At 37.3% G+C, this 23,792-nt stretch carries 18 protein-coding genes; 11 read left to right on the forward strand and 7 right to left on the reverse strand.

Annotation, left to right across the window (positions count from 1 at the left end; genetic code table 11):
* The first annotated feature begins 17 nt into the window (after window positions 1–17).
* Window positions 18–506 (forward strand): PTS sugar transporter subunit IIA, encoded by a 489-nt coding sequence (locus tag acsn021_RS02445; RefSeq protein ID WP_184092667.1) that lies wholly within the window; start codon window positions 18–20, stop codon window positions 504–506.
* A gap of 187 nt (window positions 507–693) precedes the next feature.
* Here acsn021_RS02445 and acsn021_RS02450 read toward each other — a convergent pair whose 3' ends face one another.
* Both acsn021_RS02450 and acsn021_RS02455 read right to left on the reverse strand, forming a co-directional pair.
* On the reverse strand, window positions 694–1,362 hold the full coding sequence (locus acsn021_RS02450) for an ABC transporter permease (protein WP_184092666.1): 669 nt from the start codon (window positions 1,360–1,362) through the stop codon (window positions 694–696).
* A gap of 273 nt (window positions 1,363–1,635) precedes the next feature.
* The gene (locus tag acsn021_RS02455; RefSeq protein WP_184092665.1) at window positions 1,636–2,775 is read right to left on the reverse strand and encodes a sensor histidine kinase; all 1,140 of its coding nucleotides are present in this window, start codon (window positions 2,773–2,775) and stop codon (window positions 1,636–1,638) included.
* A 597-nt stretch (window positions 2,776–3,372) separates the two neighbouring features.
* Between acsn021_RS02455 and acsn021_RS02460 the strand changes: the two genes are divergently transcribed.
* Both acsn021_RS02460 and acsn021_RS02465 read left to right on the forward strand, forming a co-directional pair.
* Window positions 3,373–4,011 (forward strand): glycoside hydrolase family 11 protein, encoded by a 639-nt coding sequence (locus acsn021_RS02460; RefSeq protein ID WP_184092664.1) that lies wholly within the window; start codon window positions 3,373–3,375, stop codon window positions 4,009–4,011.
* 144 nt (window positions 4,012–4,155) lie between these two features.
* On the forward strand, window positions 4,156–4,992 hold the full coding sequence (locus acsn021_RS02465) for a formylglycine-generating enzyme family protein (protein WP_184092663.1): 837 nt from the start codon (window positions 4,156–4,158) through the stop codon (window positions 4,990–4,992).
* Between the two features lie 10 nt (window positions 4,993–5,002).
* Here the strand turns inward: acsn021_RS02465 and acsn021_RS02470 are convergent, their stop codons facing one another.
* The 3 genes from acsn021_RS02470 to acsn021_RS02480 all read right to left on the reverse strand — a co-directional run bounded on the left by acsn021_RS02470 (window position 5,003) and on the right by acsn021_RS02480 (window position 8,641).
* Entirely contained in the window at window positions 5,003–6,025 is a 1,023-nt protein-coding gene (locus acsn021_RS02470; RefSeq protein WP_184092662.1) for a LacI family DNA-binding transcriptional regulator, read from the reverse strand.
* 149 nt (window positions 6,026–6,174) lie between these two features.
* Window positions 6,175–7,644: an L-fucose/L-arabinose isomerase family protein gene (locus acsn021_RS02475; RefSeq protein WP_184092661.1), complete on the reverse strand. Its 1,470-nt coding sequence runs from the start codon at window positions 7,642–7,644 to the stop codon at window positions 6,175–6,177.
* A 217-nt stretch (window positions 7,645–7,861) separates the two neighbouring features.
* The gene (locus acsn021_RS02480; RefSeq protein ID WP_184092660.1) at window positions 7,862–8,641 is read right to left on the reverse strand and encodes a DeoR/GlpR family DNA-binding transcription regulator; all 780 of its coding nucleotides are present in this window, start codon (window positions 8,639–8,641) and stop codon (window positions 7,862–7,864) included.
* A gap of 995 nt (window positions 8,642–9,636) precedes the next feature.
* On the opposite strand from acsn021_RS02480, the gene deoC reads away from it, so the two are divergent.
* From deoC to acsn021_RS02510, 6 genes are all read left to right on the forward strand, one after another.
* On the forward strand, window positions 9,637–10,302 hold the full coding sequence (deoC, locus tag acsn021_RS02485; RefSeq protein WP_184092659.1) for a deoxyribose-phosphate aldolase: 666 nt from the start codon (window positions 9,637–9,639) through the stop codon (window positions 10,300–10,302).
* Window positions 10,303–10,485: 183 nt separating this feature from the next.
* Window positions 10,486–11,190, forward strand: coding sequence for a purine-nucleoside phosphorylase (gene deoD, locus acsn021_RS02490; RefSeq protein WP_184092658.1), 705 nt, complete (start codon window positions 10,486–10,488; stop codon window positions 11,188–11,190).
* A gap of 216 nt (window positions 11,191–11,406) precedes the next feature.
* On the forward strand, window positions 11,407–12,606 hold the full coding sequence (locus acsn021_RS02495; RefSeq protein WP_184092657.1) for a BMP family lipoprotein: 1,200 nt from the start codon (window positions 11,407–11,409) through the stop codon (window positions 12,604–12,606).
* A gap of 97 nt (window positions 12,607–12,703) precedes the next feature.
* A complete protein-coding gene (locus acsn021_RS02500) occupies window positions 12,704–14,233 on the forward strand; it encodes an ABC transporter ATP-binding protein (protein ID WP_184092656.1) in 1,530 nt (509 codons plus the stop codon).
* Window positions 14,234–14,356: 123 nt separating this feature from the next.
* Window positions 14,357–15,457, forward strand: coding sequence for an ABC transporter permease (locus tag acsn021_RS02505; RefSeq protein WP_184092655.1), 1,101 nt, complete (start codon window positions 14,357–14,359; stop codon window positions 15,455–15,457).
* Window positions 15,457–16,410, forward strand: coding sequence for an ABC transporter permease (locus tag acsn021_RS02510; RefSeq protein ID WP_184092654.1), 954 nt, complete (start codon window positions 15,457–15,459; stop codon window positions 16,408–16,410). The genes acsn021_RS02505 and acsn021_RS02510 overlap by 1 nt, the downstream gene beginning before the upstream one ends.
* A 232-nt stretch (window positions 16,411–16,642) precedes the next feature.
* Here the strand turns inward: acsn021_RS02510 and acsn021_RS02515 are convergent, their stop codons facing one another.
* Complete coding sequence (locus acsn021_RS02515; RefSeq protein WP_184092653.1) at window positions 16,643–18,904, reverse strand: DNA gyrase/topoisomerase IV subunit A; 2,262 nt, start codon at window positions 18,902–18,904, stop codon at window positions 16,643–16,645.
* 118 nt (window positions 18,905–19,022) lie between these two features.
* The gene (locus tag acsn021_RS02520; RefSeq protein ID WP_184092652.1) at window positions 19,023–20,954 is read right to left on the reverse strand and encodes a DNA gyrase/topoisomerase IV subunit B; all 1,932 of its coding nucleotides are present in this window, start codon (window positions 20,952–20,954) and stop codon (window positions 19,023–19,025) included.
* Window positions 20,955–21,161: 207 nt separating this feature from the next.
* On the opposite strand from acsn021_RS02520, the gene acsn021_RS02525 reads away from it, so the two are divergent.
* On the forward strand, window positions 21,162–21,848 hold the full coding sequence (locus acsn021_RS02525; RefSeq protein WP_184092651.1) for a PHP domain-containing protein: 687 nt from the start codon (window positions 21,162–21,164) through the stop codon (window positions 21,846–21,848).
* A gap of 435 nt (window positions 21,849–22,283) precedes the next feature.
* The gene (locus tag acsn021_RS02530) at window positions 22,284–23,552 is read left to right on the forward strand and encodes a diaminopimelate decarboxylase (protein WP_184092650.1); all 1,269 of its coding nucleotides are present in this window, start codon (window positions 22,284–22,286) and stop codon (window positions 23,550–23,552) included.
* The last annotated feature ends 240 nt before the right edge of the window (window positions 23,553–23,792 follow it).

Genomic DNA, 23,792 nt, shown 5'->3' on the forward strand with positions numbered 1-23,792 from the left:
ATTGAATAGGAGATATGATGGGATTATTAGATAAATTAAAAAGAAGGATAAATAATAGTGAATGTATATATGTGCCGATTACCGGTGAAGTGATTGCATTAAAGAACATTGCGGATGGTGTATTTTCAGAGGGCATCCTTGGACAAGGGGTGGGAATTATTCCGGCAGAGGGTGTTGTATATGCTCCATTTGACGGAACCATTGTTCAGATAGCAGACACAAAGCATGCCATTGGATTAAAAAGTAATCATGGTGCAGAGGTGCTCATACACGTAGGTTTAGATACGGTAGAAATGAAAGGAAGAGGATTTGAGCAACAAGTAAAAGTTGGTGATACTGTAAAAAATGGACAGCAAATCATGACTTTCTCCATAAGTGAAATTCAAGAAGCTGGTTTTCCAATTACTACGGCTATTGTTATTACGAATTCAGATGATTTTAGTTCTGTAGAAGTTATGGGAGAAGGAACTAAGCAAAAGTTAGAGAAATTGATTCAAATTTCATAAAGGTGAGGCTGATTAAAGGAAGTGTGGAATCATATAGCCGATAAAAAATGCAGTTAAAAAGGGTGTCCCAATAATTAAATTCAATTTCATTCAACACAAAATAATTTTTTAGCTGTTACAGATATTATGTATTGTCTAGAATTGAGATAAAATTTATTTTTGGGATACCCTCTTTATATGGCCTAGTTTACTTTTTCACACGGCTGTTTCGTTTCATGCTGTACATTAATAGAATACCGGAAACCGCGCCCAGAAATAAAAAGGACTGTATAACTGGTGCAAAATTATAGCTTCCTCCTTGCCAAAAATCAATATAATCCCTGCTAACGTAGGTCATGGGAAGGGTATAGGCGATGGACTGCATTACCTTTGGAAGATTTTCGAGCTGTACGCCCATAAGACCGCTTAACATCATAAAGCCGAAATAGAGAGTCATGGTTAGGGCATAGGTAGGACCAAATTTCTTAAAAATTCCTGCAATGCTATGGGACAGAATAAAGAAAATAATACCTAACAGATATAGAGTTATTATGTAGCATATGACAGCAAATAAGGTAGGCATCTTAATATCCAGTACCATACAATCAATAATTGTATACACTAGAAAAGCACCGGTCAAAAATATAAAATACGCAATTAACTTTGCAGCTAGCATAGTGCTTTGCTTAAAGCCGAATAACTGCATACGCAGGGGGATATCCTTTTCTAGCTCCTGGGCATAGGTTACGCTGTAGCCGATTAGGAGAATTGACATAGGAAGGATTAAACTAATGCTGATGTATAAACCGGTCATAGCGGTTGTCCGAATTTCTCCGGTTAAGTCTTTCATAACGGTACGGGAGAAGATAAGGGACATCAGGATAGGTCTCCTTTGCTGGATTTTATTATAGCCTTGCATTTATGATATGATAATAACAACTTCATATGAATTTGGAATGAAGATTCCATGTGTATGCTGTGCAAGTTTTAGTTGGAAGCTTTTCTTGTCTGCCACAAATAGAGGCAATCAGTCTGGAAAAATATTTTAAACACATACCTTAAGTAATAAAAAATGCCTTAAAAATGGTATACAGACCACATCAAGGCACATTTATTATTATATATTTTGTAAACACCCGGATATTTTTTGTTACTTCCAGACCACTACAGCCTCCACGCCATGGTTTATGTTATGAACGGAAACCTCACATTTTAAGCATTGAGCATAATACCTTACAATATACAGTCCCAGCCCATGCCCCTTCTGTCTGTTATTACTTGTGACAAAAGGTTCGAAGATGTGGGGCAGGAGCTTCTCAGGAATGGATGTCCCATAGTTTATAATTTGAAGCTTTTTAACGGATTGGATGATATGAATATGACCGTTATCCGGTGTATGGAATACAGCATTGTTCAGCAGATTATCTATAATCATTTTCATCATCTCAGCATCAGTCGTTATAGTTCCGGTAATTCCTTCTATATCCAGATAGAGAGATTTTTCTGTTATGGGAATATCTAATTCTTTTAGGCTTGTCGTTACTATATCATCCAGATTTTGTTCTTCCATACGTGTATTTTCCGAACGGTGACTTAGATAGATAATATCTTCCACTATTTTCTGCATTGATATTAGCTGGTCTTTTACCTTTGGCAGATAGAACTTTGTATCTTTATATTTTCCGACTTCCTCATACATGCTCTGAACCAGCAAAAGAGCAGCAGAGATGGGGGGCTTTAGCTGGTGGGAAAAGGCTCGTAAAAATACCTCCTGCCTTTCATTTTCCAGAGACAGGGTAACATTATTATCTTCTAAGTCTTTATAATTTTTTCGTAATTTCTCATACAATTCATTTAGATTTCTACTAAGGCTTGTAATTTCATCATTACCTCCTAAGTTAATTGGTACGATATTCATATTCACACTTAGTTTTGCACTTTCTGTATGCCTTGAAAGTCTGATGATGGGTGTAATAATCCATTTGGAAAAAATTTGAGAGAGCAGGAGAACGAAGAGTGCTACAACTGCCGCAATCATTGGAAGGCTCTGTAAGACAACAGGCATAATATCCTTCATATCCGGTGTGGTTACGGACATAATGGTAGCTACAATACTGTTGTCAGTTATGGTTAAGGCGAAATAAGTAGTATATCTGCTTTCCCCTTGTACGATTCTTGCTTCCGAGATGTAGAAGGTATCTGATATCATATGGTTTTTTGAAAAAGATTCCCATTCATACTCAGGAGCATGATTCGTATCCAAGGTAACGCTAAATGGAAGATTCTTCACTTAAAACTTCCTGAATGGTAGGTTCATCCTCCAAGAACAAAACACGTATCATGCCTATTATTCCTCACAATTTATTATTTATTTTATACTAATAGCAACATTGGTACACTAAGTAAGAATACTATATCACATTCGTATGAATTTGGAATGAAGATTTATAGAATTCCTGAGCCATAGTACTATAAATTATTTAATCCTTGTAAGAAGACAAAAGCATTTACAAATATATACAATTCTGCTATCATGTATTTATAAGTATAATTATATTAATATATTCTTCTTTTTTCATCTACAGCGATTATCGTAAAGTGTTTCTGGTTTTATATACTTGGAATCATGCAGTTAAACCGTAATCAGCTAATCTCAGTTACAGATATAAACACATCCCATTGTATCATAATGAATATAAATTTATAGGAAAGTAAACTGGTTCAATCTGTGCATTGTAATTTGTATATAACACATGTGTTTTTAACATTTTTTCTTTATCTATTTTAATGATTGATTACCTTTTAGAGGAGGGGAGGTTAAGGGTAATATTCGTATAGTATGTAGGTAAGTAGTATCTAGCAAAACTATAATTTAGGAGGGTTTATTATGAGGAAGTTAAATAAGAAGGTATTGGCGTTATTTTTAGCAATGGCAATGAGTTTTACCGGTATGTTTGCAGGAACTGCATATGCGGCTACGGATTATTGGCAGAATTGGACGGATGGCGGTGGCACAGTAAATGCTACCAATGGTTCTGGCGGCAATTACAGCGTTAGTTGGACAAACTGTGGTAACTTCGTTACGGGGAAAGGGTGGAATGCCGGTACTGCTTCTAGAGTCGTTAACTATAATGCAGGTGCATTTTCGCCGTCTGGAAATGGATATTTGACGTTCTATGGATGGACAAGAAATTCTCTAATAGAATACTACGTGGTTGACAGCTGGGGTACTTATAGACCGACCGGAACACACAAAGGTACAGTGTATAGTGATGGAGCTAACTATGACATTTATACAACAATGCGCTACAATGCACCGTCAATAGATGGTACTCAGACATTTCAGCAGTTTTGGAGTGTGAGACAGTCCAAAAGGGCTACTGGAAGCAATGTCCAAATTAATTTTAGCAATCATGTTAATGCATGGAGAAGCAAAGGCATGAATTTGGGGAGCAGCTGGTCCTATCAAGCATTGTGTGTAGAAGGCTATCAGAGCAGTGGTTATGCCAATGTAACGGTTTGGTAATCAACTCCTAGTAAAAGGAGTGATGGTAGTCTGTTCATAGCAGACAAATAAATATATTAATGTATTACTTACCTACATACTATTTGAATATTATCATACAACACTGTTAAATCAGTTAACCATTAGCAGTGATAGGAGGTTATCATGGAAAAACGAATAATTGTACTGTTAGTTTTAATGATTGTAATGGTGACTGCTTGGGGATGTGATGGAGAAAAGCAGGAGAGCTTTGTACTGATTAAAGGCGGCACTTTTGTAAATACCAACTCAAACTATTTTAATGAGACAGTAACAATATCTGACTTTTATATGGGTAAATATGAAGTTAGCCAGAAGGAGTGGGCCGAAGTAATGGATAACAATCCTTCAGGATTTAAAGGAGACAATCTGCCGGTCGAAATGGTGAGCTGGTATGACAGCATCGCATATTGCAATAAAAGAAGTGTAAAGGAAGGATTATCTCCCTATTATACTATAGATACAGAGAAGGAAGATACAGATAATAAAAGTGAGTATGATACATTAAAATGGATAATAACTATCAATGAGGGGGCCAATGGTTACCGCTTGCCGACAGAAGAAGAGTGGGAATATGCTGCCGGTGGTGGACAGATGAGTAAAAGTTATACATATAGTGGAAGTAATAATGGAGAGACGGTAGCGTGGTATTTTAGGAACGCCGGTAAGGAATACTTATCAGGCGACTGGAACTGGTCTCTCCTTGAGGGAAACAAGAATAAAACCAATCCCGTTGGGACGAAAAAGCCAAATGAGCTGGGAATTTATGATATGTCGGGAAATGTAAGGGAGTGGTGTTTTAACTGGTATGAAGATAGTGAAATTGAGAAAGGATTTTTCCGGGTATGGAAGGGTGGCGGTTGGATTGGAGATATTGTAAGTTGTGAAGTGTCTTATCGGGGTAAGTTCGAAGCCAGTGGAACAGGACCTGATCAGGGATTTCGTGTGTGCCGTAATAAATAAGGGGAAGCTATTATAAATTTTCCGGTATTTTAATTTCACTGTTAATAATATAATATTCTTGTTTTGGAATAGCTCCGTGAATTAAAAATTCTACAGCAAGGGTTAGAGACTGGTAACCTTGTACATAAGGCTGCTGGCAGATGGTAGCTTTAATAAGCCCTTGTTGTATCAATTCTTTGACTGCGGGCGTGGTATCACAAGCAACTATATCTATAGCCATCTCCTTTCCCAGCTCGGTGACTGCCTTGCAGACACCTACAGCACCTGCTGCAACAATATATAACGCATTAATCTCCGGATGATTTTCTAACATTTTTAAAGTTTGGGTATAACCTTGCTGGTCATCATCATTTGTTTCGATAATATCAGCTACATAAAAATCCATATATTTTCTTTCCAGAATGCTGTTAAAACCAAGTATTCTTTGGTTGTGCCCAAGTATTTTAACAGAACCCGTAACAATGCCTATATTGGCTTTACCTCTGGTTAGTAACCCCAGGCAGCCACAGGCAGTCTCACCACTTTTAAAGTAATCACTGCCTACATAACAGAGGCGGCGGCTGTTATGAATATCGTTATTTAGAGTAATAACGGGTATATCCTGCTCTGATAAAGAATTTATTTCCTGTACAACACTTTCGTCATTAATAGGCTGTAGAATTAGAGTATGAATGTTGGCTTTTAGTTCTCGTATTAAGGAAAGCTGAACGGATGCATCATAGCCCTTCATAGTTTTAAGAACTACTTGAATCCCATAACTTGCAGCTTCTTTTTCGGCCTGTCTTATTCCTGCTATGACATCATCAAAGAATGCATTTCCTTCAGAGGATAGTATGATACCAATAATAAAGTTTTTCTTAATGGCGGCCAGAGCTTTTCCTGCCACATTGGGTTGGTAACCAAGTTCGTCAGCAACCTTACGAACTAATTTTTCTGTTGCAGGGTTTACCCGTCCCCGGTTATTTAGTACTCTGTCTACGGTACCTCTGGAAACACCACTTATTTCTGCAATTTGCCGAATTGTCACAGCCATACTTACTCCTACAATATTTTTATTAGCAGAGAATACTACATCAAGAAACTAATTCATGCATGTAGTAATTCTCTGCCTCATTACTTATACTATTAGATGCCAACAGCTTTATAAGTTTATAAATCAATGCTTACAATTACCTATTACGATTATGCGTAAGGGTTTTCATTTTTATAAAGCATTCCTTTAGGTTGATTGAAACCGATATCCTCTACCCCAAGATATTTGAGTACTTCGAATATCAACTTGCCGTAGTGACCAAAGGCTACTGCACCATGGTGAGGATAATTTTTCTCAATCAGTACATGACGGTAGAATCTGCCCATCTCGTTAATAGCAAAGATACCAATCGCACCAAAGGATTTGGTTTTAACCGGCAGTACTTCACCCTCAGCTACATAAGCACGTAGTTTTGCATCTGCTGTGCTTTGAAGACGGAAGAAGGTGATATCCCCAGGAATAATGTCTCCTTCCAGGGTTCCCTGGGTTACTTCTTCGGGAAGGTTTCTTGCCATAATCATCTGGTATTTCATTTCACAGAAGGAAAGTTTATCTACAGCAGTATTACCACAGTGGAAGCCCATAAAGGTATCGGTAAAGTTATAATTGAATTTTCCCTTAATATCTTCTTCATACATATCCTTTGGAACAGTGTTATTAATATCTAATAAGGTTACCGTATCAAGGCTTACGCAAGTACCGATAAATTCACTTAAGGCTCCGTATATATCCACTTCACAGGATACCGGAATTCCCATGGCAGTTAATCGGCTGTTTACGTAACAGGGAACAAATCCAAACTGAGTTTGGAAAGCAGGCCAGCATTTTCCCGCGATAGCAACGTATTCTCTGGAACCTTTATGAGCTTCTACCCAGTCTAATAAGGTGAGTTCATATTGTGCAAGCTTAGCTAGGATTTCAGGTTTTTTATTACCCTTTCCAAGTTCTTCTTCCATGCTTTTTACAACCTCAGGAATTCTGGGGTCGCCGTCATGTTTTTTGTATGCTTCGAATAAATCCAGCTCTGAGTTCTCCTCAATTTCTACACCGAGGCTGTAAAGGGGCTTAATAGGTGCGTTACAAGCAAGGAAATCCTGGGGTCTTGGTCCAAAGCCGATAATCTTTAAGTTCTGTAATCCTATGATAGTTCTCGCCATTGGAACAAAATCATAAATCATGGCAGCACAATCGCTGGCATCCCCAACGGGATATTCTGGTATGTAAGCCTTGATTTCCCTAAGCTTTAAATTATAGCTGGCATTTAACATTCCACAGTAAGCATCGCCACGGCCTCCCACTAAGTTATCACCAGTTTCCTCCGCAGCAGCTACATACATAACCGGACCATTAAATTCCTTAGCTAACAAGGTTTCTGCTGTTTCAGGACCAAAATTTCCAAGATATACTACCAGTGCATTACAACCGGCTTCTTTTAGTTCTGCTAAAGCCTTTCTCATATCCACCTCACTTTCGATGCAGGTTGGACATTCATAGATTTCTCCGTATTTCTCCTGATATTCTTTTACAACGGCTTTTCTTCTTGATTCTGATAATGTCATTGGAAAACAGTCTCTGGATACAGCTGCGATTCCTAATTTGACTACAGGTATATTAACCATCTGTAATTCCTCCTTATATTCTACGTGAATCAGTATAAAGTGTTTGACCTTTGGTCAGTTTGATTTTCGAATGTGTGCTCGTGCACACTAAGTATAACATACTGTATATATGGAGTTTTGTCAATTGAACTTTACTAGTAATTATTAAATTTTGCGGCCATGTTGAAGATGTTTAAACCTACTGCTTTCTGTACGAGTACAACAGGTGCGGGTCAACTTAATCAACCAGATATAATTTTATTTCGGCATTCTCAATTTGTTTCCGCCAGTCGGCAGGAAGGGAATTATCTGTTATTATCACATCAAAGTCCTCCAAGTTAGCAAAATAGGCAGGCTTTACCTGATTGAATTTGCTAGAATCAAGAAGCAGTATTTTTTCAACAGAAGATTGTAAGATGGCTTTTTTTGTGGCAATTTCATAGTGATATACGCAAGTTACCCCCAGGTTATGATGGATGCCTGCGGCGGAGATAAAAGCTTTGTTAAACCGCATGCTCTGAATTAATTCAATACCTTCGGCACTTTCAACCATTTGGGTTTTAGGATGGTATCTGCCGCCGGAGAAGATAAGAGAGAGATGTTCTTTATGTCTTAAGGAATTAAGAATATTTGCATTAAAGCACAAGACGGTGGCATTTAGCGTATCATCAATATTCTCAGCCAGCATTTCTGTTGTGGAGCCGGTATCGATTACTACGATATCACCGGGTTGAATCAAAGAAGCAGCAAAAGCACCAATTTTATTTTTTTCCATATCCTGAGAAGATTTAGCATTGCTTAGTTCATAGCAGGAGTCTGCTGTTTCCTTATGAGCTGGATTATAAATAGCGGCACCATAGACATTATTTACGATATTATTCTGTTCTAAGACAATTAAATCCCGGCGGATGGTCATTTCCGATACACCTAATAAGGAGGCTAGTTCTTTTACAGAGGCTCCATTTCTTAATTTGATTATATCGATTAGTTGGTTTATACGGTCTGTCTTTTTGCTCATTAATTACACCCATCGCAGTACCGTAAATTGGTATATTGACACAATTGTTTCTACCAAATAACTTGCCGAAGTTTCATCTGCTGCATTGTTGTCATTCAGCATAGCCACCACTAAGCTTCATACAGTTGTCTTGCAGAATAAAAATTAATTCAGGTTATTTCTAAGCACCAACATGTCAGTATACTAGCCTACGGTATTCCTTTCCTATGTTAATTCAAGTTCAACCATAAAATCGTATCTTGGTTTCCCACAATGTGGAATGTTTCTTCTGAAATAAGTAGTTCTCAGACATACTTTGGAGATTGATATATGAAATGTACTACAAAGATAGGATATTTATCCGAAAAATAATCACTGGAAATATAAGTAAATACAACTTAACCAGTGATTCCAACAATCATCTCCACTGTTTTGCTGTTACATATCCGAACCGGTGTTATTATTAGCAAATCAGTATACAGTTATCTGATGATTGTTATACTATTGGCAGAAAGTAAAACAAATTGTAAAACATATGTTAGTATTATAACATTTTGTGGATATATATTCAACATTTATGAAATAAATATATATTATAATTTTAAAGTCAAACATAATTCACTTAAAAAACTTATGTAAGCAGGAGAAAAAGCTAAAAAATGTGAGAAGTAAAACAAAAAAAAGTTGACGTAGCATATTGGATAGTGGTAGTATATAAATAATGAAAAAATACATAATAAAACTGTAAAATCTTTTGAAGAGCCTGTTCCAAATGATAATACGATTTATAAAGTGAGACAGAAGGCAGGACTATATTACCAGGTAACTGGGATGGCAGCATGGCTTTGTGTAGTGTTGTTAAAACAGGTAAAAGATTATAAAAAAAGAAACAGTCCGATAACAATATAACCATAATAAAATGACCAGTAATCATTGAAACTTTATATTTATATTATGTCTATCGACTGTTTTTCATTGTGCATAATTATAAGAAACGGTTTTATGAAAGGACAGCTATGAGCGAATTAGATTTGTTACAATATGTTGACCACACCTTATTAAAAGCCGTGGCAGCTTGGGATGATATTAAAATTCTTTGTGATGAAGCAGTTGAGTACAAGACAGCTTCTGTTTGTATACCTGCCTCCTATGTAAAGCGCATTCATGAGGAATATGGGGACAAGCTGGCAATTTGTACCGTTATTGGATTTCCTTTAGGGTATAGTACGAAAGAGGTAAAGGTCTTTGAATGCCGTCAGGCGTTAGAAGACGGTGCCTCTGAAATCGATATGGTAATTAATATAACCGATGTGAAAAACGGTGATTATAAAAAAGTAGAAGAAGAGATTGCTGCACTGAAAAAAATCACCGGAGATAAGGTTTTAAAGGTTATTATTGAAACCTGTTATCTTACAGAAGAAGAAAAAGTGGCAATGTGCAAGGCTGTAACAAATGCAGGCGCAGACTTTATAAAAACGTCTACCGGTTTTGGCACGGCAGGAGCAACCTTAGAGGACGTTCGTTTATTTAAAGCAAATATCGGACCGGACGTTAAAATTAAGGCAGCCGGCGGAGTTAAGAGTGTAGAAGATTTAGAGGCTTTTATTAAGGAGGGCTGTGCAAGAATCGGTACTAGCTCTGCTGTTAATTTAATAAAAGGCAAGTTGGCAAAAGAGTATTAAGAAAAAGAATCTCAGCATAATCAGTGTGATTAAAAATATTGTTTTAATGCTTGATTTACTTATATTAATTATTATTAGAAACTTCGTAAGGTTATTTTATATTATAAATTATAATTGACATTTATAGAGAGTAACCATTACGATAAAACATTGCATAACAAAAGTTTTCAGGAGGAAGTCAAAATGAGTACACCAACACCACATATAGCAGCTAAAGTCGGGGATTTCGCCAAGACAGTATTAATGCCTGGGGATCCTTTAAGAGCAAAATTTGTAGCAGAAACCTATTTAGAGAATGCAGTTTTAATAAATCCTGTTCGTGGAATAAACGGTTATACAGGAACTTATAAGGGAAAACCGGTGTCTGTAATGGCGAGCGGTATGGGTATGCCATCTATCGGTATCTATTCCTATGAATTATTTCATTTTTATGAGGTTGATAATATCATTCGTATCGGAACGGCTGGTTCCATGCATCCGGATTTAAAAATCAGAGATGTGGCCTTTGGTATGGGAGCCTGCACAAATTCCAGTTATGTAAATCAGTTTGAATTACCGGGAACTTATGCTCCCGTGGCCTCCTATGAATTATTGAAAAAAGCAGTGGAAGTTACAGAGGGCATGGGGGTTAATTACAAAGTAGGTAATTTCTTATCATCAGATAACTTTTACGATGATTCACAAGGCACCATGAAGTGGGCTAAAATGGGTGTTCTTTGTGTAGAAATGGAAGCAGCTGCGCTTTATATGAATGCAGCAAGAGCAGGCAAGAATGCATTAGCTATTTGTACCATCTCTGATTCTCTTGTAACAGGAGAAGCTACGACAGCAGAGGAAAGACAGAATAGTTTCCACAACATGATGAAGATAGCATTGGAGATTGCCTAAGTTTTTGTTCATGCAGAAAGATCATAACGTTATGTGTAGTTAACATTCAAACAAAGGCGTTTGTTATGTATAGTTATTTCTATTAACGGAGATGTCGCCGGTCAATTTGCGATATACCCAAAGTATCATTAAATAAGAAAGGGGATTTTCGGACAAACTAACCATAGTTTCTCATGGAAAATACGTTTGAAAATATCACCTAAATTTATGGGAGGAATGAAAATGAAATTATTTAAGAAAGCTTTAAGTGCAGCATTAACACTGACATTGGTATTCTCATTAGCTGCATGTGGAACCAAAAACAATACCGGTAGTGATGGAACCACCGGAACACCGACAGAAGGAACACCAACAGAAGCGGCAGGTGAACCAACAGAAGCAGCAGGCTCCACAGAAGGCCAGTTTGAAATTGCTTTAATCACAGATGTAGGAACGATTGATGACAAATCCTTTAACCAAGGCTCCTGGGAAGGTGTTGAAGCCTATGCGAAAGAAAACGGAAAAACTTACAAATACTACAAGCCAACTGAAAAATCCGATGATGCTTACTTAGTATCCATTGATTTAGCAGTAAAGGCTGGTGCTAAAGTGATTGTTTGCCCTGGTTATTTATTTGAAGTACCTATTTTCCAGGCACAGACCAAATATCCTGATGTAAACTTTGTTATTTTAGATGGTGCACCTCATAGTGGTGACTATAATGTTCAAATTGAGAAAAATACTTACTCTATTTTCTACGCAGAAGAAGAAGCAGGTTTCCTAGCGGGTTATGCGTCAGTAAAAGAGGGTTATACCAAATTAGGTTTTATGGGTGGTATCGCAGTTCCTGCGGTTATCCGTTTTGGATACGGTTTTGTACAAGGCGTTGATTATGCTGCAAAAGAATTAGGTTTAGCAAAAGATGCGGTAGAAGTAAAATACACATATGTAGGAAACTTTGATGCAACTCCCGATAATCAGGCAAAGGCAGCAGCTTGGTACAATGAAGGCACAGAAGTAATCTTTGCTTGCGGTGGTGCAGTTGGTAACTCTGTAATGAAAGCTGCAGAGACTGCTGATAAAAAAGTTATCGGTGTTGACGTAGACCAGTCTTCCGAATCTGCAACAGTGATCACTTCTTCTATGAAGAACTTAAAGAAATCTGTGTATGATGCACTTGTAGCTTACTATGCAGGTTCATTCCCTGGCGGCACTTCTGTATCCTTAAATGCAAGTGCTGAAGGTGTACAGCTTCCTATGGAAACTTCTAAATTTATTAAGTTTACACAAGCTGATTATGATGCAATCTATGCGAAAGTTCTGAACAAAGAAGTTACAATCTATAATGATACGACTGCTGTAGATGCAAGCGGTACAGCTATAAAAGATGCAAGCGGTTTAGCTACGGATGAAGTTAAAGTAGAAGTTGTTAAATAATCGTAGTGAGCTTATATAGATAGAAAAGCATAAGGAAATACAATGAGGGTGCCCCAAAAGTACCCTCATTTTTAAAAGGATGCTTAGGAGGACTGTAATGGAATATGTTATTGAAATGAATCATATCACTAAGGTATTTGGTAATTTTAAAGCCCTGGATGATGTCACCTTATGTGTGAAAAAAGGAGAAATACATGCACTACTAGGCGAGAACGGTGCTGGAAAATCTACCTTAATGAGTGTGTTATTTGGTTTATATCAAGCAGAGGCAGGCGAAATCAAAATCAATGGAAAACCTGTTAAAATTAATAACCCCAACGATGCCAACAACCTAAGTATCGGAATGGTGCATCAGCATTTTAAACTGGTGCATAATTTTACAGTCTTAGAAAGTATTGTCCTAGGTAGGGAAACAGTAAGAGGTGGTTTCCTGAAGATGGATGAAGCTAGAAAGAAAGTCATTGAACTCAGTGAACGTTATAAATTAAAAATTAATCCGGATGCGTATATCTCGGATATTACGGTAGGTATGCAGCAAAGGGTTGAAATTCTTAAAATGCTTTATTGCGATAATGATATTTTGATTTTTGACGAACCAACCGCAGTATTGACACCTCAGGAAATTGACGAATTGATGAAAATAATGAAAAATCTAGTAGATGAAGGTAAATCTATTATTTTTATTTCCCATAAATTAAATGAAATAAAGGCCGTAGCAAATCGTTGTACTGTATTACGAAAGGGAAAATATATAGGAACAATTGATGTTGATACAGCTACAAAAGAAACTATGTCTGAAATGATGGTAGGACGTAAAGTTAACTTCCACTTGGATAAAGCAGATTTAAAGACTGGTGATACTGTACTGGAAGTAAAGGATTTAACGGTCATTTCGAAGGCAAGTCATAAAAATGTAGTTAATGATGTATCATTTCAGGTGAAAAAAGGTGAGATTGTTTGTATAGCCGGTATTGATGGAAATGGTCAATCAGAGCTTGTTTATGGAATAACCGGACTTATACCGATTCAAAGAGGGCAGGTAGTACTAAACGGAAAAGATATTACAAAAGAGTCCATACGTAAAAAATGCCTGGATGGTTTGGCTCATATTCCGGAGGACAGGCACAAACATGGTTTGGTGTTAGATTATACATTACAGCAGAATGCTGTACTGCAAACGTACTATAAGACCAGGTTTCAAAAAAATGGTTTTATACGGTTTGGAGCAATAAAAGAATATGCAAAAAAATTAATAGCCCAATATGACATTCGAAGCGGACAGGGTGAGGAGTCAATCGTAAGAGACATGTCCGGTGGTAACCAGCAAAAAGTTATTATTGCCAGAGAACTTGATAGGAATCCGGATATGGTAATTGCAGTTCAGCCTACAAGAGGTCTGGATGTCGGTGCTGCTGAATATATCCATAGCCAGTTAATTAAGCAAAGAGATGAGGGAAAAGCAGTATTATTAGTCTCTTTGGAGTTGGATGAAGTTATGGAGGTCAGTGATAGGATTCTTGTTATGTATGAGGGAGAAATTGTAGCGGATTTAGCTCCCAAATCAGTAACGGCACAAGAACTAGGACTTTACATGTCAGGCTCTAAACGTAATATAAAAACCAAATAAAGTAAGCTATATAAATTGAGCTAAGTTTTATACGTAGCCAAATAAAATACAAAAACAATATACGCAGTGTTTTGATTTTGGAGGGAAAAATAAAATTCAATTTATATTAGAAAGAGGAAATGAATGAAAAAGAAGGTAAATTTTTTTAGCAGTAAAGGCAGTAACAGTTTTTTGTCTGCCATTATGGCAATTGCTGCCGGTCTTCTTTTTGGGCTGGTAATTTTATTGATTAGTAATGCAAAAGAAGCATTCCCTGCATTTGTGATGATTTTAAAAGGTGGTTTTGCAAGTGGTCTGGCTGGTCTTGGACAGGTACTGTATCTCGCTACACCAATTATATTAACAGGTCTTTCTGTAGGCTTTGCTTTTAAGACCGGTTTGTTTAACATAGGTTCCTCCGGACAATTTACCTGTGGTGCTTTTGCAGCAGTCTACATTGGTGTTAAATGGACTTTTCTACCAGGGGGAATTCACTGGATTGTGGCTCTTTTGGGTGCAGCTTTAGTAGGTGCTCTGTGGGGGATTGTACCCGGTGTTTTAAAAGCGATTGCTAATGTGAATGAGGTTATTACCTCTATTATGATGAACTATATCGGTATGTATTTGATTAACATATTAATTGTCAAATTCGTTCATGACCCTATTAAAAACCAGTCCGTTCCGGTAGCACCGACCGCAATTATACCAAAAGCCGGACTTGATAAATTATTTGGTACTAACAATATGAATATCAGTGTTTTTATAGCGATACTCATGGTTGTCCTAATCTATATTGTATTAAATAAAACGACCTTTGGCTATGAATTAAAAGCCTGTGGACTTAGTCCGGATGCCAGTAAGTATGCAGGTATTAATGCGAAGAGAAATATTGTTCTTTCAATGGTTATTGCAGGAGCCCTGTCCGGATTTGGCGGAGGATTATTATATTTAGCCGGTTCCGGTAAATACCTTCAGGTACTGGATGTATTGGCACCTCAGGGATTTAACGGTATCTCTGTTGCATTACTTGGGATGTCAAATCCTATCGGCATACTATTTTCAGGTCTGTTTATTGCTCATATTACAGTTGGGGGAAGCAATACCCAGTTGTATAACTTTGTACCTGAAGTAATTGATATTATTATAGCAGCAATTATTTATTGCGGTGCGTTTGCATTATTATTTAAAAATCTTATTGCAAGATTTGGTAAGAAATCTTCTGGTGCCACAAAGGAGGAAGGCTGATGGATATTTTATATTTTATTGTACAGCAGACAATGTTTTTTGCTATTCCACTTTTGATTGTAGCATTGGGAGGAATGTTTTCCGAACGAAGCGGTATTGTAAACATAGCCCTTGAGGGTATTATGGTTATGGGTGGATTTTTTAGTATAGCTGTAATTCATCTATTAGAAAACCGCATGAGTGGACAACCGCTGTTATTAATAGCAGTATTGGTAGCAGGTGTTTCCGGTGCTGTGTTTTCTCTGCTTCATGCATTTGCTGCAATCAATTTAAAGGCTGACCAGACAATTAGCGGTACAGCACTTAATTTATTTGCACCTGCATTTGCTGTATTCGTAGCCAGAATGGTTCAGGGCGTTCAGCAGATTCAGTTTAAAGATACCTTCTTTATTAGAAAGGTTCCTGTTTTAGGAGATATTCCGGTACTTGGACCGTTATTATTTCAAAATGCATATGTAACAACTTATATTGGACTTGCTGTAGCGATTATGTCAGGTGTTGTAATAAACCGTACAAAATTTGGTTTAAGACTGCGTGCTTGCGGTGAACATCCACAGGCGGCAGATTCAGTAGGTATTAATGTATACAAAATTCGATATGCCGGAGTCATCATATCCGGTGCGCTTGCCGGTATCGGTGGACTAGTATTTATCGTACCTACTTCTACAAATTTTAATGCAAGTGTGGCTGGTTACGGCTTCCTGGCACTAGCGGTACTCATATTCGGACAATGGAGAACGAAGAGAATTATAGTAGCAGCTTTTTTCTTTGGTATAATGAAGACTTTTGCTTCTGCTTATTCCGGAATTCCTTTTTTAAAGACCTTACCTATATCCAATGAGGTATATAAGATGATACCTTATATTGCCACATTAGTTATTCTTGCCTTTTCTTCTAAGAATTCACAAGCTCCCAGGGCAGAAGGAATTCCTTATGATAAAGGAAGCAGATAAATAGTAGATTGATGTTAAAAATTGTAATTTTATGAAATAGGCGATTCCGACACAAAAACAGCAGTTTCGCAATTGCCTATTTTAAATTTATAAGTTGTGTTATACCAGAAAACAGATTTGTCAGAGTGAAACGAGTTATCTGTTTTCTGATATCTTTGACACCGTTTAGGAAAAACTAAATATCTTACACATTGAAATTAAAGCAGGAGTCTTTTGACTTTGTGCAAATTGCTTATTCTAACTGAGCCTTTTGTCCTTTTGCCCCTCGTTTTCTGTTGCGGACTTTTTTGGCACTTAAGACTTTTCCGTTATAAACGAAAGCTTCCTCTGTATTCTTAACAATACCGGTATATACAACCGTATCCCCTTTATCCAGTTCAATCGATTTTACTCCGCGACCGGTCTTTTTCATTTCGCTGACTTCACTAAGAGCATATCCTAAGGATAACCCTTTTTCTGTTAATACAATTACTTTCTGGTCACCAGATAAAATTTCGCCGGCAGACAAAAGTAGTATATCAACAACAGCATCACCACTTTCTAACTTAGTGGCAGATATCATGGAACGATTTGTTTCGAACTCAACACCGGATACTTGTTTAATATATCCTAGCTTTGTAGAAAAGACTAGCTGAGTCTCAAATAGTTGCTCAAAGGATGTATATATTAATATATTTTCTTTATCTACTTTACAAAGGTTATGGATAAGAATTCCCTTATCCTTAATTTTACATTTTGGTATGGCGGACGCTTTTATCTGGTACATATTTCCTTCTGCTGTGAATAGACATAGTTTGTCCGTATTTTTCATTAGAATAATATGAGCGTATTCTTTTAAGGTATCCTCCCCGGCACGGGTATAGCTTGATGTATCCAGAGATTTAGTATAGCCAAACCGGTCAATGAGTACATAGATATCCTCTATCTTAACTTCTTCTACATAGTCTGTATTGGAAGCATCACATAGAATAGTTCGCCTTGGGAAGCTAAATGCCTTTTTGTACTCTTTTAGGCGATTTTTAATAACTTTATGTAATTCCTTCTGGTCGCCAAGGATTGTTTTGTATTCATCTATACTTTTTAATAAAGAATCATTCTCTTCGTGTAGTTTTAATATTTCAAGTCCAATTAACTTGCTTAAAGGCATAGCAAGGATAGCATCAGCCTGACGTTCAGTAAAATTTAGACTAGCAGCCTGTTTTTTTGAAGCTTCACTCTTAAAGTTAATATCGGTAATAGTTCCATCTGTCAGACAGCCTTTTGCCTGTTTAACGGAAGAGCTGCCTCGTAAGATTTCAATAATTAAATCAATAACATCAGTAGCTTGGATTAAACCGTCTACGATTTCAAGGCGGTTTTCTGCTTTTTCTAATAAATGTTTAAATTCCCTAGTATAAAGTTCTTCCTGAAAATGTATGAACTCTTGTAATAAACTCTTTAATTGGAAAACAGTAGGCTGTTTATCTTTAACAGCAAGTAGGTTTACACCGTAGGTATCTTCCATAGGGGTCTTTTTATATAAACCGTTTAAGAGATTATCAATATCACGGTCTTTTTTGACCTCAACTACAATACGAATCCCTTCTTTGGAAGATTCATCTCTGACATCAAAGATTTCATCAAAAACTTTGTCTTTCATTAAAGTGGCCAGGCTTTCCACTAATTTCATTTTATTACCGGCTACGGTATAGGGAATCTCAGTGATAACAATATTTTTTCTTCCGTTTTCCCCGTTTTCTATTTCAACTTTAGAGCGGATTCGAACCTTTCCTTCTCCAGTGGAGTATATGCCGGCTAAATCACTTTGATTTATAATAGTGCCCCCGGTAGGAAAATCAGGGCCCGGAATATATTTCATCAGTTTTTCTGTGGTTATATCCGGATTGTCCAGGCAGGCAATAGCGCCGTCGATGACTTCTACAGGATTGTGAGGCGGTATATTTGTAGCCATACCAACTGCAATACCGGTGGTGCCGTTAATTAATAGATTTGGTATCATTGCAGGTAGAACCGTAGGCTCTTTTTCGCTGTCATCAAAATTAGGAATAAACTCCACTAACCCTTTGTCCAGATGTTCTAGCAGGGTCATAGCACCCTGCGATAGACGGGCCTCAGTATAACGCATAGCCGCAGCACCGTCACCGTCGATGGAACCAAAATTACCATGGCCATCCACCAAAGGAATGGAGAGAGAATAGTCTTCTGTCATACGCACTAATGCGTCATAGATAGAGCTGTCACCGTGTGGGTGATATTTACCCATGGTATCACCCACAATACGGGCACTTTTTCTATGGGGCTTCTTTGGATCAAGTCCTAATTCATTCATGGCATATAAGATACGTCTTTGTACGGGTTTTAAACCGTCTCTGACGTCTGGCAGAGCTCTGGCGATGATTACGCTTAAGGCATAATCACGATAGGAATTTCTCATTTCTTCTGAGAAATCCAGTTGGACGATAGTATCAGTAGTATTATCTGTATTTTTATTCATGTAAACCTCCTGTATAGGCAGAGTTATAGTTTATTTTGGTTTGATTAGATTTACCCAGGCTTGTCCTACGTGGTAAACCTGGGTAACCTTTAAAAAGTTGATTCAGTTCTATGGTTGATTAAACATCTAATTTGGCATATCTGGCTTCTTCCATAATAAAGCTTCTTCGTGGCGGCACATTACTGCTCATTAATACATTGGTTATTTCATCAGCTTCCACGGTATCATTAATTGTGACCTGAGCAAGTATTCGTGTCTCCGGATTCAGTGTAGTTTCCCAAAGCTGATCCGCATCCATCTCACCAAGTCCTTTATAACGCTGTAAGCTTAGAATTTTATGATCTTCTTTTTTACGGAATTTTTCCAGCGCAAAGTCATCAAAAAGATACTCGGATTGTTTTTTCTTCTTGCCTTTTACGGTAGTTTCATAATCTACTTTATACAAAGGGGGAAGTCCGCGAAAGATTTTTCCTTCGTAGATTAGCTCCGGCATAAAACGGTAGAAAAAGGTTAGTAAAAGGGTACTGATATGGGCACCGTCTACATCCGCATCCGTAAGTATAATGATTTTACCGTATTTTAATTTATTAATATCAAAATCTTCACCGATACCACAGCCAAAGGAGGCAATCATAGATTTTATCTCGTTGTTTACTAATATTTTTTCAAGGGTTGATTTCTCTACATTTAATATTTTGCCTCGGAGTGGAAGAACCGCCTGTGTTCTGCGGTTTCTGGCAGTTTTTACGGTTCCGCCTGCGGAATCACCTTCGACAATATAGACTTCACATTCTTCGGCTTTTTTAGAAGAACAGGAAGCGAGCTTGCTTCTGGTGTCTACATCGGATAACTGTTTTAGTACTGCTGTACGCGCTTTATCCCCAGCTTTTCTTGCGGCATAAGATTTTAGAGAGTTATCTAAAATACCTTTTAAAACTTCTACATTTTTATCAAAATATCTCTGCACCTCTGCGGCAAATACTTCATCCACTGCACTTTTGGCATCTGTGTTACCAAGCTTTGTCTTGGTTTGTCCTTCGAATTGAGGGTCGGGATGCTTAATGGATATAATGGCAACCAGACCATTCCGGATATCCTTGCCATCGAAGTTTTCATCTTTTTCCTTTAAGATACCAAGTTCTCTGGCGTATTGGTTCATAACCCTGGTTAAGGCCGTTTTAAAGCCGGTGACCAGAGTTCCGCCGTCCACTACATTGATTCGGTTACAGTAAGCATTAATCTGTTCGGAGTAGGTATCTATGTATTGAAAAGCAACCTCAACCTCAATATCACCACTTTGACCCTCCAGATAAATTGGTTCACTGTGCAGAGGAGTGGCATCTCTGTTTAAATAAGAAACAAAGCTTTTTATACCAAATTCCTCAAGATAAGTAACCTCCTCTTTTGTAATTTGATCCTGAAAAATAATTTTAAGGTTTTTATTTAAAAACGCAATTTCCTTTAGCTTCTTCTTAATCGTATCCGCTTTGAATTCAACAGTTTCAAATATAGTATCATCGGGATAGAAGGTGACCTTTGTACCCGTATCATTTTTATTGCATTTTCCCACTACCGGCAAATGTCCATCCACTAGCTCGGTAACAGGATGTCCGCCGCTTGCATATTCATCTCGGTAAATTTTTCCTTCACGTTTTATTTCTACAATCATCCGCTTTGAGAGGGCATTGACAACAGAAGCACCTACTCCATGAAGCCCTCCGGATACTTTATAGACAGAACCACCGAATTTACCACCGGCATGGAGTATGGTATAAACAACACGTGCTGTGGGAATTCCTTTAGTCGGATGTATGTCCACCGGTACACCGCGCCCGTTATCCTGTAGAGTAATACCCCCATCTTTTTGAAGGATAATGTTAATTTGTGTACAGAAACCTGCCAGATGTTCGTCAATACCGTTATCAAGTATTTCCCAAATCAAATGGTGCAAGCCCCTAGAGCCTGTACTTCCGATATACATACCCGGACGCTTTCTAACAGCCTCCAAACCTTCTAGTACAACTATTTGACTTCCTGTATACTGTTCCATTATCTGTTTCCTTTCCTGTAAAATCAATTAGAGTCATTGTATCACAATTTTTTTTAGAAATCTAGTTTTTTACACAATCATATGTTCGCTAAGAGCTGAGGATATATGACAAATTGCAGCGACAAAATTCTGCCTTTCATTGAATTCAAAAGAAAAGTATGTTAAACTGTAACTGGTGAAGGAAATAGAACAGAAAGAAGATGCTGCATGAATTTATATAAATACGACACCCATGTTCATACAAAAGAAGGCAGTGCCTGCGCTTTTGTAACCGGAAAAGAACAAGTAAGGATATACAAAAAACTTGGTTATAGCGGCATTATCATAACAGATCACTTTTTTAACGGTAATAGCAACGTTCCTCGTAAGCTGCCTTGGAAGGAAAGAGTTGACGGGCTGGCAAAGGGCTATGAAAATGCTCTAGCCGAAGGAAAAAGACTTGGATTATCAGTTTTTTTTGGATGGGAAGAAACCTATTACGGAAGAGATTTTTTAGTATACGGCTTGGATAAGCATTGGCTTTATCAGCATCCGGAGAAACTCTACTGGGATATTAAAACTCTTTACAAAGAGATTAAAAGAGCAGGAGGTTTTATGGTACATGCCCATCCGTACCGGTCTTTGGAGGCGATTAGCGGAGAGTTACCAATGTGCCCGGAATATATTGATGGGGTAGAAGTACTAAATGCAAGCAACAAGCGAACGGAATCGAATCAAATGGCATTCCGATATGCAGAGGAGTTGAAAAAGATAGTAACGGCAGGTTCCGATGCTCATCATAAAGTAACACCAAGAAGCGGTCTTATCAGCAAAATACCGATAGCGGATATTCAAGATTTTATAAAGCAGCTGACTCTAGGGAAGTTTGAAATTATACAGCCTGAGAAGAAATGATTTTCCGAAAAAGGTTAGGGATTCTTCCTATACTGCAAAATATTATCAATAAGACAAAATTCTCGGAAAAGGAATTGACATGTGTAATAAATTATATTATAGTATTTTTTATAATAAAAATGTATAAATATACGAAACCAATGAAGGTTGCTAAAGCCTTCATTCTTTTTTAATCTGAATTAGAGCGTGTCTGAAAATGCGAAAGATAGGGCAAAATTTTATATAGATTGGTATTAAAAATCCATCTTTACTTTATCGTAGTAATGTGTGATAATAAATTTGCTGTATTTGCAGACCACTATAATAAAAATTGGGATTAAAAAGAATGGCTGGAGGGAAATAACAAACAGAAAGGAAGCCACAAAGGAGTTCTTTCAGCCTGTTTTAAAGTGGCATATTCCAAAAGGAATGAATGGAATATAGTGTGGTATTACGATGAAAAAACCATTTGTGACGTTAGAACAACTTAAAGAAATAATAAAGGAACATAAAACCCCATTTCATATATATGATGAAAAAGGTATTCGTGAAAATGCCAGAAGATTAAAAGAGGCTTTTAGCTGGAACAAAGGCTTTAGAGAATATTTTGCAGTAAAGGCAACTCCGAACCCATACCTATTAAAAATATTAAAAGAAGAAGGCTGTGGAGTAGACTGTTCTTCCTTAACAGAACTTATGCTGTCAGAGGCGCTTGATTTTAAAGGGGAAGATATTATGTTCTCCTCCAATGCGACTCCGCCGGAAGAATTTAAAAAAGCGGCAGAATTAAATGCGATTATTAATCTTGATGATTATACTCATATAGACTTTTTAAATGGTATTACCGGTATTCCGGAAACCATATGCTGCAGATATAACCCTGGTGGTGTATTTACCATCAGCAACGGTATTATGGACAATCCAGGGGATGCAAAGTATGGATTTACAAAGGCACAGATGGTTGAAGGCTATAAAAAACTTATGAACCTGGGTGCGAAACAGTTTGGAATACATTCTTTCTTAGCCAGTAATACCGTAACCAATGAGTATTATCCGATATTAGCTAAGATCCTATTTGAGCTTGCGGTAGAATTAAAAGAAACAACAGGGGCTAAGATTAAATTCATTAATCTGTCCGGCGGTGTAGGCGTTCCTTATAAACCGGACCAACAGGGAAATGATATATTAGCAATCGGTGAAGGCGTACGCAAAGCTTATGAAGAAGTTTTAGTACCAGCAGGTATGGGAGATGTGGAAATATACACAGAACTTGGGCGTTTCATGCTAGCGCCTTACGGACATCTGGTTGCTACAGCAATACATGAAAAGCACATCTATAAGGAATACATTGGTTTGGATGCCTGTGCAGTAGATTTAATGAGGCCTGCTATGTACGGATCATACCATCATATTACTGTTATGGGTAAGGAGAACGAACCCTGTGACCATAAATATGATGTAACAGGTTCTTTGTGTGAAAACAATGATAAATTTGCAATTGACCGTATGCTACCAAAAGTTGATATCGGAGATTTATTTGTAATACATGATACGGGAGCGCATGGATATGCAATGGGCTACAATTATAATGGAAAGTTAAAATCTGCTGAACTTTTATTACAAGAGGATGGTTCTGTTCAGTTAATCCGCAGGAAGGAAGAGCCAAAGGATTATTTTGCGACCTTTGATTTTAGCGACATCTTAAAGGACATGAAATACGAATAATGGAAAAAGTTGTACACTAAAAACACACATGATAAAGTATACAACAGAGTATGAGAAGTTTATGACTATAACAATACAAAAACCGGCGAGCAGCTTCAATAGAAACTGCTCGCCGGTTTTTGTCGCATATTTGCATATTATGTCTTATATAGGAAGGAATATAGTAAATTGCCAAGAAAAAGAAAAAAATAATAATGGAAGCTATAATATAAACCTTAAAATGTCCGATAAATAAAATAG

Source organism: Anaerocolumna cellulosilytica (assembly GCF_014218335.1).
Classification (GTDB): Bacteria; Bacillota; Clostridia; order Lachnospirales; family Lachnospiraceae; genus Anaerocolumna; species Anaerocolumna cellulosilytica.